The sequence below is a fragment of the Cyanobacterium aponinum PCC 10605 genome, from assembly GCF_000317675.1.
GTDB lineage: Bacteria > Cyanobacteriota > Cyanobacteriia > Cyanobacteriales > Cyanobacteriaceae > PCC-10605.
Map to the genome: position 1 here is coordinate 1,915,739 of NC_019776.1, position 15,515 is coordinate 1,931,253.

Annotated in this window: 11 protein-coding genes; 5 read left to right on the top strand and 6 right to left on the bottom strand. The window is 35.2% G+C overall.

Going from position 1 to position 15,515, the window contains the following annotated elements; all coding sequences use genetic code 11:
• Positions 1 to 77: 77 nt before the first annotated feature.
• The 4 genes from nth to CYAN10605_RS07975 all read left to right on the top strand — a co-directional run bounded on the left by nth (position 78) and on the right by CYAN10605_RS07975 (position 4,737).
• A complete protein-coding gene (gene nth, locus CYAN10605_RS07960; RefSeq protein WP_015219426.1) occupies positions 78 to 716 on the top strand; it encodes an endonuclease III in 639 nt (212 codons plus the stop codon).
• A 73-nt stretch (positions 717 to 789) separates the two neighbouring features.
• Positions 790 to 2,373, top strand: coding sequence for a glycoside hydrolase family 57 protein (locus CYAN10605_RS07965; protein WP_015219427.1), 1,584 nt, complete (start codon positions 790 to 792; stop codon positions 2,371 to 2,373).
• A gap of 638 nt (positions 2,374 to 3,011) precedes the next feature.
• The gene (locus CYAN10605_RS07970) at positions 3,012 to 4,490 is read left to right on the top strand and encodes a leucyl aminopeptidase (protein ID WP_015219428.1); all 1,479 of its coding nucleotides are present in this window, start codon (positions 3,012 to 3,014) and stop codon (positions 4,488 to 4,490) included.
• A 34-nt stretch (positions 4,491 to 4,524) separates the two neighbouring features.
• Complete coding sequence (locus tag CYAN10605_RS07975) at positions 4,525 to 4,737, top strand: DUF2839 domain-containing protein (protein WP_015219429.1); 213 nt, start codon at positions 4,525 to 4,527, stop codon at positions 4,735 to 4,737.
• A gap of 220 nt (positions 4,738 to 4,957) precedes the next feature.
• Here the strand turns inward: CYAN10605_RS07975 and CYAN10605_RS07980 are convergent, their stop codons facing one another.
• From CYAN10605_RS07980 to CYAN10605_RS08005, 6 genes are all read right to left on the bottom strand, one after another.
• Positions 4,958 to 5,503: a DUF2854 domain-containing protein gene (locus CYAN10605_RS07980; RefSeq protein WP_015219430.1), complete on the bottom strand. Its 546-nt coding sequence runs from the start codon at positions 5,501 to 5,503 to the stop codon at positions 4,958 to 4,960.
• Between the two features lie 84 nt (positions 5,504 to 5,587).
• Complete coding sequence (locus CYAN10605_RS07985) at positions 5,588 to 9,727, bottom strand: PAS domain S-box protein (RefSeq protein ID WP_241212810.1); 4,140 nt, start codon at positions 9,725 to 9,727, stop codon at positions 5,588 to 5,590.
• A gap of 302 nt (positions 9,728 to 10,029) precedes the next feature.
• Positions 10,030 to 10,662: a CatB-related O-acetyltransferase gene (locus CYAN10605_RS07990; protein WP_015219432.1), complete on the bottom strand. Its 633-nt coding sequence runs from the start codon at positions 10,660 to 10,662 to the stop codon at positions 10,030 to 10,032.
• Positions 10,663 to 10,727: 65 nt separating this feature from the next.
• Positions 10,728 to 11,030 carry a VOC family protein gene (locus CYAN10605_RS07995; protein ID WP_015219433.1) on the bottom strand — a complete coding sequence of 101 codons (303 nt, stop codon included), beginning with the start codon at positions 11,028 to 11,030 and terminating at the stop codon, positions 10,728 to 10,730.
• Between the two features lie 388 nt (positions 11,031 to 11,418).
• The gene (locus CYAN10605_RS08000; protein ID WP_015219434.1) at positions 11,419 to 12,033 is read right to left on the bottom strand and encodes a DUF3226 domain-containing protein; all 615 of its coding nucleotides are present in this window, start codon (positions 12,031 to 12,033) and stop codon (positions 11,419 to 11,421) included.
• Positions 12,033 to 13,097, bottom strand: a complete 1,065-nt coding sequence (locus CYAN10605_RS08005) for an AAA family ATPase (RefSeq protein ID WP_015219435.1) — start codon at positions 13,095 to 13,097, stop codon at positions 12,033 to 12,035. The genes CYAN10605_RS08000 and CYAN10605_RS08005 overlap by 1 nt, the downstream gene beginning before the upstream one ends.
• Positions 13,098 to 13,382: 285 nt before the next feature.
• On the opposite strand from CYAN10605_RS08005, the gene acs reads away from it, so the two are divergent.
• Entirely contained in the window at positions 13,383 to 15,356 is a 1,974-nt protein-coding gene (gene acs / locus CYAN10605_RS08015; RefSeq protein ID WP_015219436.1) for an acetate--CoA ligase, read from the top strand.
• The last annotated feature ends 159 nt before the right edge of the window (positions 15,357 to 15,515 follow it).

Below are 15,515 nucleotides of genomic sequence, written 5' to 3' on the forward strand. Positions count from 1 at the left end.
ATATATTTTGCACAACCCCTAAGTATAATAAATAAAGACATAAAGTCCCTAATAGGAACGAGTACAAAGTTCAGAAAATGAGAATTAGTAAGAAGAAAAAAGCGATCGAAATTTTAAATATACTCAAACAACTTTATCCTACCGCTACTTGTAGCCTGAACTATGATACTCCCCTACAGTTATTAGTTGCGACAATTTTGTCAGCACAATGCACCGATGAGAGAGTAAATAAAGTTACACCGGCTTTATTCAAACGTTTTCCTGATGCCCAAAGTTTTGCCCAAGCCGATAGAGAAGAAATAGAGAATTTAATTCGCTCCACGGGTTTTTATCGCAACAAGGCTAAAAATATTCAGAATGCCTGTATCAGAATTGTTAATGATTTTGATGGGAAAGTACCTCAAACTATGACAGAATTATTAACCCTTGCCGGAGTTGCCCGTAAAACCGCTAATGTAGTATTAGCTCATGCCTTCGGTATTATTGAAGGAGTAACGGTAGATACCCATGTAAAAAGGCTTAGTAATCGTCTAGGTTTAACTAAGCATTCTAACCCGATACAAATTGAAAAAGATTTGATGAAGTTATTACCCCAAGCAGAGTGGGAAAATTTTTCTATTAGTATTATTTATCATGGTAGAGCCGTTTGTAATGCTCGTAAACCTCGTTGTCCAGAATGTACTTTAAGTCATTTATGTCCTTCTTTTATCAGCTAAAAATCTTCTCCTTATTCTCTGAAAAAACTGTACACTAATCATCATAACCAAAGAACAGTTATTAACATAAATTATGGCTCTTGGCTATCTCGCCCTAGTATTACACGCACATTTACCCTTCGTTCGTCATCCAGAAAGTGACTATGTATTAGAAGAAGAGTGGCTATATGAAGCAATTACGGAAACTTATATTCCCATACTAAGAGTTTTTAGAGACTTAAAAAAAGATGGAGTAGAATTCAAAATCACCATGAGTCTAACACCGACTCTTGTGTCTATGTTAAAAGATGAACTCTTACAACATCGTTATGATCAATATCTCCAAAAATTAGAGCAATTAATTCTAAAAGAAGTTATCAGCAATCAAAATAATGGACACCTCAAGTATTTAGCTGAATATTATGAACAAGAATTTGCTCAGATTCGACAAATATGGAATGAGTCAGAAAGGGATTTAGTCTCAGCTTTTAAAACTTTTCAAGACAGCAATAATCTCGACATTGTGACTTGTGGGGCTACTCATGGTTATTTACCATTAATGAAAATGTATCCCAATGCGGTTAAAGCTCAAATTGAGGTAGCCTGTGACCATTATCATGACAATTTTGGACAGTTTCCCAAGGGGATATGGTTGCCTGAATGTGCTTACTATCAAGGCTTAGAGGATATTTTAGCCTCAGCAGGATTAAGATATTTTATCACTGATGGACATGGTTTAATTCATGGAAATCCTGTACCTCGTTTTGGTACTTATGCCCCTATTTTTACCCCTAGAGGTGTTGCGGTATTCGGGCGGGATTCTGAGTCATCCCAACAGGTTTGGTCTTCAGAAATCGGTTATCCGGGTGACCCTGTCTATCGAGAATTTTATAAAGATTTAGGATGGGAAGCTGATTACGAATATATTAAACCTTATATTATGCCCAATGGTCAAAGAAAAAATGTAGGCATTAAATACTACAAAATTACCGATCGCACCTGTAGTCTTTCAGAAAAAGGTCTTTATGACCCATATTGGGCAAAAGAAAAAGCCGCAGAACACGCTGGAAATTTTTTGTTTAACCGAATTCAACAGGTGAAGCACCTAGCAGGGGTGATGGGTAGAGAGCCAATTGTTGTTTCTCCCTATGATGCTGAATTATACGGACATTGGTGGTATGAAGGTCCACAATTTCTTGATTTTTTATGTCGCAAAATATGGTTTGATCAAGAAACCATTGTGATGACTACTTTGGGGGAATATTTACAAAATCACCCCACCCAACAAGTGGCAACCCCCGCTCAATCTAGTTGGGGTTATAAGGGATACCATGAATTTTGGTTAAATGAAAGTAATAGTTGGATTTATCCGCATCTTCACAAAGCCATTGAAAAAATGACTGAGTTAGCCCAACGCAATCCAGAGAGCGAATTAGAATTAAGAGCATTAAACCAAGCAGGAAGAGAATTATTACTAGCACAATCATCGGATTGGGCATTTATTATGCACACAGGCACAATGGTAGATTATGCCGTCAAAAGGACAAAAAATCATTTATTGAGATTTAACCGACTTTACGAAGAGATCAAAAACGGGGATATTAACGGAGATTGGTTATTAAAGCTAGAAATAATGGATAATATTTTTCCCGATTTTGACTATCAGGTTTATCGCTAATTTTTCTGATTTATTTGTTTCGTAATAATGTTTAATTGAAGCAGGTTAAGTGAAATTCAGAGTTCAGAGTTTTTGATTCTTAATTCTTAAATTATCAACTATTTACCTTTGCCTTCCCCCCTCTCGAGGGGGAAAAAGGGGGGTTTGCCCCTTGTCTTTTGCTCCAAAGTGACGAAATATCTAGGACTTAGGGAAATGATAGGATTGCTATATAATCTTTAGAAGTATTGACACTCCTTGACCTGAAGGTGCAAGGATTCTTGGTTCACCGACAGCCCTTAAATTAACTTAATTGCTTAAATTAACCCAGAGGGGCTTATCTCCCCAAGCGTATGACCCATAGAGCGAGTCGGTTCGGGTATGCCCTACCCTACCGAGAAAAACACTTAATCTTTGGTTTCTCTGTGCTTACTGCTTAGAGATTTTACCTTGAGAAGCATTCCTCTCAAGAACCCTATATCGCTAGTTTTCAAGGTTCAATGAATCTGCTAGATTCGAGGTTTTTTAAGAGGTTGATTACCTTTCCTCTAAAAAAAATAATAACACACTGATGCACTAAAGGGCAGGAGACCTAAAACCCGCAGATTTATGGTAAAAATTAAAAATAAGATAAAACCAAAATATTTCCTCAGAACATAATGGATATAAAAATCAGCAATATTAACAAATTAGATTGGAGTGGTTCAGCTTTAGCACTAAGTTTTTTCGCTGATGACAACCTCAGTCTAACAGAAGAATTAAATCAGTTAGATCAAAAATTAGGAAATACCATTAGCGAGTTAATCGCTGAAACAGAATTTACAGGCAAAGAAGGAGTAAGTGCGATCGCACGTGTAGGGGGAGATAGTGCCATCAAAAAAATTATCATCATTGGTTTAGGAAAACCAGAAGATGTCAACCTAGATACTTTCCGTCAGGCAGGAGGAAATATAGCCCGTATTGCCAAGCAAGGAAAAGTAGCAAAATTAGGTGTAGCAATTAATTGTGATAATTATGAAGACGAAATTCTAGCTCAAGTTATCAGCGAAGGTATAATTCTCGCTTCTCATCAAGACAATCGTTTTAAATCCGAGCCAGAAGAAAGTAAAATCAATCTCGATACCGTTGAATTACTGGGATTATTCGCCAGTGAATCAGCAATCACTAAAGCCCAAAATATTGCTTCTGGGGTAATTTTAGCCAGAGAATTAGTCAACTCTCCCGCCAACGACATCAATCCTGTTACCATGGCGGAAATGGTGCAAAATTTAGCCTCAGAGCATAATTTAGAATTAACAATTCTCGAACAAGCAGACTGCGAAAAATTAGGCATGGGGGCATTTTTAGGAGTGGCTAAAGCCTCTGATTTGCCCCCTAAATTTATTCACCTCGTCTATAAACCCCAAGGCACAGCAAAACGAAAACTAGCCATTGTCGGTAAAGGTTTAACCTTTGACTCTGGTGGTTTAAACCTCAAAGTTAGTGGTAGTGGCATCGAAACCATGAAAATGGATATGGGCGGTGCGGCGGCTACTTTTGGGGCGGCAAAAGCGATCGCACTTTTAAAACCAGAAGTAGAAGTACACTTTATCAGTGCAGTCACCGAAAATATGATTAGCGGTAAGGCTATGCACCCCGGAGACATCTTAACTGCCTCCAATGGGAAAACCATCGAAGTTAACAACACCGATGCAGAAGGGCGTTTAACCCTTGCAGATGCTCTTGTTTATGCCGACAAATTAGGTGCTGATGCGATGGTTGACTTAGCCACATTAACAGGGGCTTGTATCGTTGCTTTAGGTAACGATATAGCAGGATTATGGACAACGGAAGATAAATTAGCCAACGAGTTAAAAATTGCCGCCGAAGCAGGAGGAGAAAAATTCTGGCAAATGCCCATGGAAAGTAAATATTTTGAACAGATGAAATCTCCTATTGCCGACATGAAAAATACTGGTACTCGTGCAGGAGGCTCAATCACCGCCGCTCTATTCTTGCAACAGTTCGTCAAAGACACTCCTTGGGCTCATTTAGATATAGCAGGACCAGTTTGGACAGATAAACCCAACGCTGTCAATAATGAAGGTGGTACAGGCTTTGCTGTGCGTACCCTTGTCAATTGGGTTATCAATAATTAATTTTCATTTTATTAACTAGATTAGGGAAACTATCATGGGAGAATCAAAACGTAGAAAAGAAAACTTAGGGGATGATTACGGTAAAGAAGAAAAACTTTATCCTTGGCTACCCCTCACCAAAAAACAAGCCGAAGATGCTTATAAATTAACCACCCGTGGAGCTTGGATTGGTATTGGACTCTTAGCTTTTACTTGGATTACCATTCGTTTTATCGGTCCGGGTTTTGGTTGGTGGAGCGTTAATTAGGAGAGTTCGGGGTTAAGAATGGGGTGGTGTTAAGGGGAAATAAGTAATGATTAATGAGTGTTGGATAAGCTGAAAGCAGACCAACTCGTAGTCGGAAAACCTTATAGCTTCTTCTCAGAAATAAAGATAAAATTGCCTTAACCCCTACCACCTGCAACCTGCAACCTGACACCTACCCTTATCTGATATTATTCTTAAACCGAACTGAGGTAAAAGTAGGCTATGAACTTGTTATTAAGGCTAATTCAATTTCATTTTCCCCTGCTAGAGAAATTTTTGCCTCAATTCCGGGGCCAAAAAACTTCGTAATTTTTTCCTGTTTTTCCTGCCAAGTTTCTAGCTTAATTAAGGGTGAGTCAAAATACAAAATCAAAGCATAATGATTATCGATTTTATCTTCTTGAATTTTTGTCAAAATGGGTCTTTCATCATCCGTAGGGCTTAAACCTAAACGTTGTAAGGCTTCATCTAAATGGGCTTCTTGTCCGTAACGATAGCGAGTAACATCTAATCTCAATTGATTTTGAGTGGCAGTAGCTTTTTCTTTTCTTAAAGCTAAAACTTCGGGGGTAGTCTCTTTCAAGAAGGGAATCGGCTTTAATTCGGCGGCTTTTAATGCTAATCCTCCTAACAAGAGGGGAATACCATAAAAGAAACCGGCTAAATTAAGGGTAGAGTTTCCTGTGCCATAAGCAACAAAACCTATGACAGTGAGAATTGAACCAACCGTTAAACCAACTAATGCTAGGGGAATTTTTCGCAACATAATCAATAAAAATATTTTCTATTATTTCGAGTAGATATAGATAATGTATCAAAATACGTTCCTCTAGTTTAATCTCCATTCGAATCAAGGTTTGAAGCAAAGACGGAAACAACTACCCTGATTTTTTTCGCTTTCGACTACTATTTCTGCATCTAATTGTTGAGCTAAAAGTCTGACAAGGCGTAAACCTAATGAGTTTGTTTGCTCAATGTTTAAATTATCAGGTAAGCCAATACCATTATCTTTGACTTCTAATTCTATGTCTTCTTCTTTGGCAATTAAGTTAATGGTTACTTCTCCTTCTCCTGTGGGAAAAGCGTGTTTAAAAGCATTGGTTACTAATTCATTGATTAATAATCCTGCGGGGATAGCTGTTTCAATATTTAGACGACATTCTTGTAAATAAGTAACGGGTTTTATACCTGTATGATAATGGTTATAGGAAAGGAAAAGATTGGAAACGAGGCGATTGATATAGTCGGCAAAGTTAATTTGTGATAGGTCATCGGATTGATATAATTGCTCATGGATAACTGCCATGGTTTGAATGCGGTTTTGGCTATCATCGAACAAACTCCTTACTTGTTCATCTTCTATATAGCTAGATTGCAGATTTAATAAACCGGAAATGACATAAAGATTATTTTTAACTCGATGGTGAATTTCTTTGAGGAGAATTTCTTTTTCTTGTAAGGATTTAAACAGTTTTTCTTCCGCTTCATGTCTTTCGGTGACATCGGTGGAAATACCATCAATGCTTACTGCTCTACCATATTTATCATATACAATATGCGATCGCTCTCTTATCCAACGATGAAGCCCATTTGATAATTGAATTTTATACTCAATTTCCCAATTCATCTCTTTTTGATTTTGTAAGACTCCGAGATGATAGTTTTCCATGATATTTTTCCATGTTGACTCTACTTCTTGATGATATTCGGGTATAACCATTTCTAAGAGAATCCCCCGATTTGCTAATATGTCTGCAGGAGAATAACCGTATAGTATCTGACAAGCAGGGTTTATATATCTTAATTTTAGGTCTGGTAAAGACATTGACCAAACCACATCTTGTAGTGAACTTAACACACTATTTAAACGGGCTTCACTTTCCTGTAAGGATTCCTCTGCTTTTTTGCGATCGCTAATATCATTGATTACAGCAATAAAGTAAGATGGTTCAACGGCAACCCACACCACTGACATATTTAAGTTAATCCAGAGAAAACAATCATGACTGTTACTATTACAACGAATACGCACTTCTCTCTCGAAAGTGGCTTGATTAGCATTTAAAAGATAGGATAAATCTGTGAGGGTGGCAGAAACATCATCGGGATGAATCAAAGAATGAAAATCCACATCCACTAAATCGTTGCGATCAAATCCTAATAGTTGAATAAACTTATCATTAGCTAAGACTAATTTACCCGGTAAACTAACTTGCACAATACCAACGGCGGCTTGATTAAAAATACTGCGGAATCTTTCCTCACTTAATTTCCATCTTAGTTGTGCGAGTCTAACTTCTTCGATGTCTTGCCCACAGGCGATAATACCAATACCTTGCCCATGATTATCTGTAAAACGGTTAATATTCCATAATAATGTTCTTTCACTACCATCGGCTGTTAGTATTTTTGTTTCTAAGTTTCTCTGCACTTGCCCTTGATTAAGGGTTTTATTGAATATATCTTTTAAATCTTCTCGATTACTAGGGGCAACAAAAAGTAAAAAGTAATCTTCCCCTAATACAGAGTCTCTTTGCCATCCAAAGATTTTTTCCGCTTCTTCATTCCATTCCACAATGCGATACTCTTGATTTAAGACGACTAAAATTGTCCCCGCAGTTTGAACAAAAGTTCTTAATCTTGTGGTAGTTTGTTCTAATTCTTCCGTGCGATCCCTAACTCTAATTTCCAATTCTTCGTTGAGACTGCGAAGTTGAGACTCTGCTTGTTTGGCAAGAGTTATATCTCTAGCCACCGCATAAATTAAGCCCTCTTCATAGGGTAAACTTTTCCAAGCTAACCAACGATACTGCCCGTCTTTTGTTAGCCAACGATTTTCAAAATTAACACTTTTAAAACCCCTACTTAATTTTTCTAATTCGGCTTTAGTAATCTCTAAATCATCAGGATGGATAAAAGATAGAATATTGCCTTTAATAATTTCTTTTTCTTCATAGCCTAATGTAGTTAAAAAACTAGAATTAATCCTTTTAAAAGAACCATCAACTCCCGTAATACAAAACATATCTAAAGAAAGATTAAAAAAGTAATCTAACTGCATTTGAGTTCTATTTTTATCAATAGCAGTAGCTAAAACATTAGAAATTGTTTGCAAAAAATTAATTTCTTCTCTGGTAAATTTACGGGGTATTTTACTATAAACTCCTATCACGCCAAAATAATTATCTTCTCCACCAATATTCACTGTCGCACCACTTAAAATTCCTGTATTATGTAAAAAAGGGGATGGACTAAAACGGGTTTCTACTAATAAATCATCCGTAATTACTGGTTGCATTACCTTCAGGGTATAGCCCGGCATCCAACGGGGAGATGAGCCTACTTGTGCGCTTCCAATCCAGTCTGATGACCATCCTTTTCCTGCTTTGACTAAAAATGAGGCTTGATTAGCCTGTAATTCCAAAATATCGCAATATTCTACTTTCAAGGTGTCGCTAACAATTTCTACGGTGTCATTAATCAGGGTTTGAATATCATTATTCAGTAAAGCCGTATTGCCTAAAGATGCGATCGCAGTTTGATATTTAGCAATTTCTAGGGCTTTTTGAGCATATTCTGACTGTTGAATGGCAATAGCTACCTGAGATCCCAATTTTTGCAGTAAGACGATTTCTTCTTCTAGCCAGTGTCGGGTTTGACGACAATTTTGAGCGGCTAGTAAGCCCCATAAACCATCATGATAGATAATTGGTACAACTAAATTCGCCCGTATTTGAATGCCTAAGAGCAAATCTAGGTGACAAGGTGATAAATTTCCCTCAAAAACGTCATCAACTGCCTGAATTCTACCATTGAGATAGGGTTGAATAAAATCCTTAGCAAAACAGTGATCTTGTACTACCCGCCCATGAATAGACATTACTCCTTCGACGACAGACTCCGCAATAATCACTCCATCCCCATCAGGATAAAGTTGATAAACAATGACGCGATCGCAATCTAAAAATTGTCTAACCTCATTAACAGTACTATGTAAAATAGTGTCTAATTGTAGAGATTTACGAATACGATAACTAAGTTGAGAAAGAATTTTTTCCTGCTCAACCTGTTTTTGTTCTATTTTAAAAGCAGTTTTGACAGTATCTATTTCCTGTTGTTTCCGTTTTAAATATTGAAATTGCCAAGAAGGAGTTAGCACTTTTAATAACCGTTTAGGAGTTACTAAAAAAAGACGACTACAAACTCCACAAGAAAAATTTTTAACATCTTCTGATGGTAAATTATCAACTAAATCACAATTATAATTACTCGATTTCCCTTGAAAATTATTACTTACTAATAAGAGAGAATCATTGATAACTAAGTTACTAATAATACTTATTTTTTCGGTACTAATAAAACAAGATAAATCTTCAGACTCTAAATCTTTAACCTTTTTGACTTTCCAATCAGGTTCTAAAATAGTTTTTAAAATAGTACGATAGCTAAAAATTTCACACCTTGAATCCTTTTCTATAATAAGTCCATCATTAGACGAATCTTCATTTAAAATATTGATTATATTAATTAATGATTGATGAGGATGAACAATTTTTAAATTGGGCTTTATAACTTCATTAACAGAAATTTTTTGATAAATATATTCAGTATTAAAATATTGACATATACTATGAGGAGTAATAATTCCTTTTAAAAAACCTTGCTCATTTAAACATCCATAAAGTTGATATTTATTTAGATAAAGATTATTTGCAATGGTAAAAACATCAGGAAGATTATCAATGGAAATATAAGGAAAAGATTGACAAAAATTTTTAGCCCTAAGAGAATAAAGATTAATATTCTCTGCCACAATTTTGATAATGATATGAGGAGAAATATAACCGAGAGGAAATGAGTTATTAGCAACAATTAAAAAATCATGACCCATTAACAACTTTTTTAAGACATCAACAAAGGAAGTCTCAGGAGAAATGACAAAAGGACAATAATCAATAATGATACTATTTATACGAGTTTCATGATTCATAAGCACAAGCATGAAGATTGTTATCAAGAGAATCTATCACTGCTTTTATATTTCTAGTTTACATAATAATTTCTAAACTTTTAGCTTTTATTTTGCTATAAATATCATTCAATAAACGTTATAGAAGCCATCTTCCGCTAATTTATTATAACGACTGTGTGAGAGCCTAATTTATTATGACTCGTCAAAAAAGAAATTAAATATAATTCTATTTAAGATTAATCAAGAATAATATATCTTTATACTGACTTTTGCAAAAAGTATAATGATTGTCTTACAAAAATAATGTATTTTTGGGAAAATTATTCCTCTACAATTTTTTTTAGTTCTTGAATATTATTACTGCATAATACGGGAATATATTTTGTGATTTTTTCCAAAGTCCAATCCCACCATTTTAATTCTAATAAAAAATTGATTATTTCATCATCAAAACGTTTTCTAATAATTTGAGCAGGATTACCGCCAACAATATGATAAGCAGGAATGTCTTTTGTTACCATCGAATTAGTCGCTACAATGACACCATCCCCAATTTTCACACCGGGCATAATCGTTGTATTGTAACCTAGCCACACATCATTTCCAATGATAGTATCTCCTTTTGATGTTGCTTCCACTGACATTTTATCTTCCCATCCATTACCGAAAATAGCGAAAGGATAGGTGGTGAAATTATTCAAAGGATGATTTGCTCCGTTCATAATAAATTTAACATTACTAGCAATAGCACAAAATTTACCGATAATTAATTTATCACCAATAAAATCAAAGTGATATAATACGTTTTTTTCAAAATTTAAAGGATTTTCAAAATCATCGTAGTAAGTAAAATCACCAACAATGATATTTGGATTTTTAACGATATTTTTTAAGAAACAAAGACGACTATAATTAGTTAAAGGATATATTTGCTCTGGATTAGGATAAGTCATTTGACCTTGGTAAGCAACTTTATTGTTTTTAGAAAAAAGAGATTTTTAGGAATAAAAAAATTGTTTTAATGCCATAGATTTTCTATTTCTTGTAATTGGTTTTGCTCATTAAAATTTTCCCAAACAATACCATTTACATCTATTTCTTGACTAAATGTTGTTGCTTCGGAATCTTCCCAGCCTAAATGTCTTAAACTTCCCTGTTTTACGCTTTTGTCTTGTCTTACAGAGAAATTAACAGTTTCTGTTTTCCACAAGGCATATTCATTCTCAATAATTATAATTGGTGATGCTGATAAACGTTTACTATATTCTTCAATACTTTCTTTTAAATTATGGGTGGATAAAGCAATATGTATTTTCTTCATCGGGTGAATTTATTATCCTGATTAATGTTTACTTTTCCATTGTAGAGTTTAGTTATATAACAATTATGGCTCTATCACTTCTCGTCGTGTAAATTATTAGTTAGGGTAGGTAATAGGCAATAGGCGATTATTAAATAATAATTTATAAACTTTTAGTTTTTCTCTTAACTATAAACACTATTCAATAAAAGTTATAGAAGTCCTGTTTCTCTTAATTTATCATAACCATTGTAGAAGAACCACAATTATAAATTCTACTTAAAAAATAAATTTTTACAAAAAAAAGTTTCAGATACTAACACTATTGCTTATGCTTTTTTGATAGCATTTTTTTATACAAATGATTTGGCGCTACTATAATGCGATAATTCATGTAATTTCAAGTTAATTAAAGGGATATGATGAATTCCTTTAAATTATCAAAAGCTGAGTTATTAAAATCAAAGTAACCTACTTCAGATGCTTCGGCTAATCGTTTATCTGGAATTTCTCTACTTGCTAACCAAGCGTGAATTTTAGCTTTGTCTATGTTTTTGGGGAAAATATCTGATTTTTGTCTTATACAATCAAAATATTTATCAACACAATTCATTGATATATCATTCTTTAATGATTTTAAGCATAAAGTTTCTAGCATTCCCGAATTTTGATTATCTGGCAGAATAAATATATTAATTTTCGGTGTTCCTTTGCTTGATTTTGATAAATTATTCGGATTTGATAAATTTGCTCTTTTTAGTGCAGAGCAAATACTCTTAAAAAGATCCTCAATGGGTTTATTATCAGCATCTCTAGTAATTCCAATAGAAACCAATTGAGAAAAATTTGGTCTCAATACTAATGTTTTTAGATAAGAATATAAGTTATCCTTGCCATTGTAAGACTCTACCATCATGTCACAAATGTTTAAATATTTAAGAAAACTTTGAAAGAATCTAATTTCATCTTTACCTTCTCCAATTAATAATTTTGGTTTATTAATTTGTTTAATTTCTTGGGACATTATCTCATTTCAAAATTCATTTCAACAGAGGTATTAATTGTTTCTTTATCATAAGAAAATACTTGAATAAAATCATTAACTCTTTCTAATCGATGGTAAGTAAAATCGTAATTACTATCATTATTAAATGCTTGGTGGGCTGATGTTATACATTCAAAACTGTGGGTAGTAGCAAATATTTGGGTATTAGTTTGACGAGAAATTAAATCTATTCCTTTCCATATATCAGTTATTTTCGAATAATGTAACCCATTTTCAATTTCGTCAATTAAAACTACTCCATTTTCTGTTGTAGCTATAGCTAATATTATCGATAGTAAGCGGGAAATTCCTTCACCCATGTAAGCAATTGGGATTAATTCTCCTATTCCAATATCTCCTGCAATCATAGGCAAACCTCCTTCAATCAAAACTGCTAAACGCTCCAATCTAGGTTCTAATAACTGTAGGATATTAACTATTTTATCTTGACGCTTTTTCTTTTCCAAATTACTAAATCTTTCTGTATCTTCTCTATTGGAGCGAAGTTTGGAGGAAATAAAAATTCCTGGTTTTAAATAAATAGGTTCTCTTTTTCCAGTTATTAAGCCGTCCGGAGTAACCATTAAGCTGGAGTCTACTTTTAAATCACCTTTTTTGTAAGTTAAATTGAGTTTATTTGGAATTAATTCTGTCGTTAATGAGCTAAGTGATTTCGGTTTATCTTGCATATTTTGCTGTGGAGATAAAGAGAAATTTTCTGAACTTAAGTTAATTGTTAAAATTTCAGGTTTAGTTTCATTTTTATTTTTTGCAATCAATTCAATAATATTATCTATCTTTTTATTATTAAATAGCCATCCCCACATTGTTTCATAATTATTTGTGAATTGTTCAATACCCCTAAACATATTAATTCTGAGTGATAAATCAGGAATATTTGCACCTAATAAAAGGAATATTGCTTCTAATAAGGATGTTTTACCTACATTATTCATCCCCCCAATTAGATTTAATCTTGATATATTGTTTAAAGTTAAATTTTGGAAACAACGGAAGTTTTTAACTGTTAAATTTGTAAACATAGATTATGTATAACAAAAAATAAATAATTTTTATATATAGTTCTTGAAGTACTAGAAACTTATTTTTATAAACTTTAATTATTCTAACGGAATTTTCTTTCAATCTTTTAATCATATCTTGTTTTGCACATACACTTCCAGCGATCGCATCTTTTATTTTCGGAATACAATAAATGATCAAGAGAATTTATATGGAAAAAAGCTACAAAAATTAATAGTTTATGACTCCAAAATGAGTTAAGTTGAAATTTTAATCTGCATTTTAAAGATAAGAAAAGTTTATCTATGTCTCAACCAACTATTGAATCGATACTTAAAGAAAAACGTACCTTTGCCCCTTCATCGCAATTTTCAGAAAGAGCTTGTATAAAAAGTTGGGAGCAATATCAAGAATTATATAATCGGGCGGCTCAAGACCCCATTAAATTCTGGGAAGAATTAGCAGAGCAAGAACTAGATTGGTTTCAAAAGTGGGATCAGGTTCTCGATTGGACTAATCCTCCCTTTGCTAAGTGGTTCGTGAATGGAAAAATAAATATTTCTTATAACTGCCTCGATCGCCATTTAACCACCCCAAGACGCAATAAAGCCGCCATTATCTGGGAAGGAGAACCAGGTGACAGTCGTACTTTAACTTATGCTCAACTTCATCGGGAAGTGTGTCAATGCGCCAACGTGATGAAGCAATTAGGAGTGAAAAAAGGGGATGTTGTTGCTATTTATATGCCCATGATTCCCGAAGCTGCGATCGCCATGTTAGCCTGTGCCAGAATTGGGGCGGTGCATAGTGTGGTATTTGGGGGATTTAGTGCCGAAGCTCTCAGGGATAGAATTAACGCCGCTCAAGCAAAATTAGTGGTAACTGCTGACGGTGGTTTCCGTAAAGATAAAGTAGTTGCTTTAAAAGAGCAGGTTGACTTAGCCATTGCTGATAACCATACCCCTAGCGTAGAAAATGTGTTGGTGGTAGAACGTACCAAAGAAAAAGTACCCATGGAAGCAGGTAGAGATCATTGGTGGCATGACTTACAAGCAGGTGTTTCTGCCCATTGTGAACCCGAAATGATGGATAGTGAGGATATGCTATTTATTCTCTATACCAGTGGTAGCACGGGCAAACCGAAGGGGGTAGTTCACACCACAGGGGGGTATAACCTTTACTCTCACATGACTAGCAAATGGATTTTTGACCTCAAAGATGAGGATGTTTACTGGTGTACTGCTGATGTGGGTTGGATTACAGGTCACAGTTATATCGTTTATGGGCCTCTTTCCAATGGTGCTACCAGCGTCATGTATGAAGGTGTACCTCGTCCTTCTAACCTTGGTTGTTTCTGGGATATAATCGAGAAATATGGAGTAAATATTTTCTATACCGCTCCCACTGCTATCCGTGCGTTTATCAAAATGGGAGAACATCACCCCAACGCCCGTGACTTGTCTTCTTTAAGGCTTTTAGGTACAGTGGGCGAACCCATTAACCCAGAAGCATGGATGTGGTATCATAAGGTAATCGGGAAAGAAAAATGTCCCATTGTGGATACTTGGTGGCAAACGGAAACAGGGGGCGTTATGATTACTCCTCTCCCCGGTGCGACTCCTACTAAACCGGGTTCAGCTACCCATCCTTTCCCCGGTATCATTGCCGATGTGGTGGATTTAGATGGGAATCCTGTGGGTGATAATGAGGGCGGTTATTTGGTGATTAAGCATCCTTGGCCCGGTATGATGAGAACAGTATATGGAGATCCCGATCGCTTCCGTAATACTTATTGGGAACATATCGCCCCGAAAGATGGACAGTATCTCTATTTTGCTGGAGATGGTGCGAGACGGGATGAAGATGGTTATTTTTGGGTAATGGGTCGTGTTGACGATGTAATCAATGTTTCTGGACACCGTTTAGGCACAATGGAAGTGGAATCAGCTTTAGTATCTCATCCTGCGGTAGCAGAGGCGGCGGTTGTCGGTAAACCTGATGATATTAAAGGGGAGGAAATCTTTGCTTTTATTACCCTTGAAGGTGGTTTTACTCCCAGTGATGAGTTAGCAAATGAGCTTAAAGCCCATGTCGTCCAAGAAATAGGTGCGATCGCACGTCCGGGAGAAATCAGATTTACGGATGGAATGCCAAAGACTCGTTCAGGGAAAATTATGCGCAGATTATTGCGTAGTCTAGCCTCTGGGCAAGAGATTGCAGGGGATACTTCTACTTTAGAAGATCGTGGCGTCTTAGATAAATTAAGAGAAGGGGCATAAACTATAGCAATCCTATTTGAGTTATGAAATTATCATAAAGGTAGGTGTCAGGTTTGCCCCTTGCAGGTTTTGGGGTATTAGGGGATGAGGAGAGAGGGGGAGGTTAATTAAACACTTTTGCCTTTTCCCTTTTCCCTATCTAAACTAATAATTCAAATA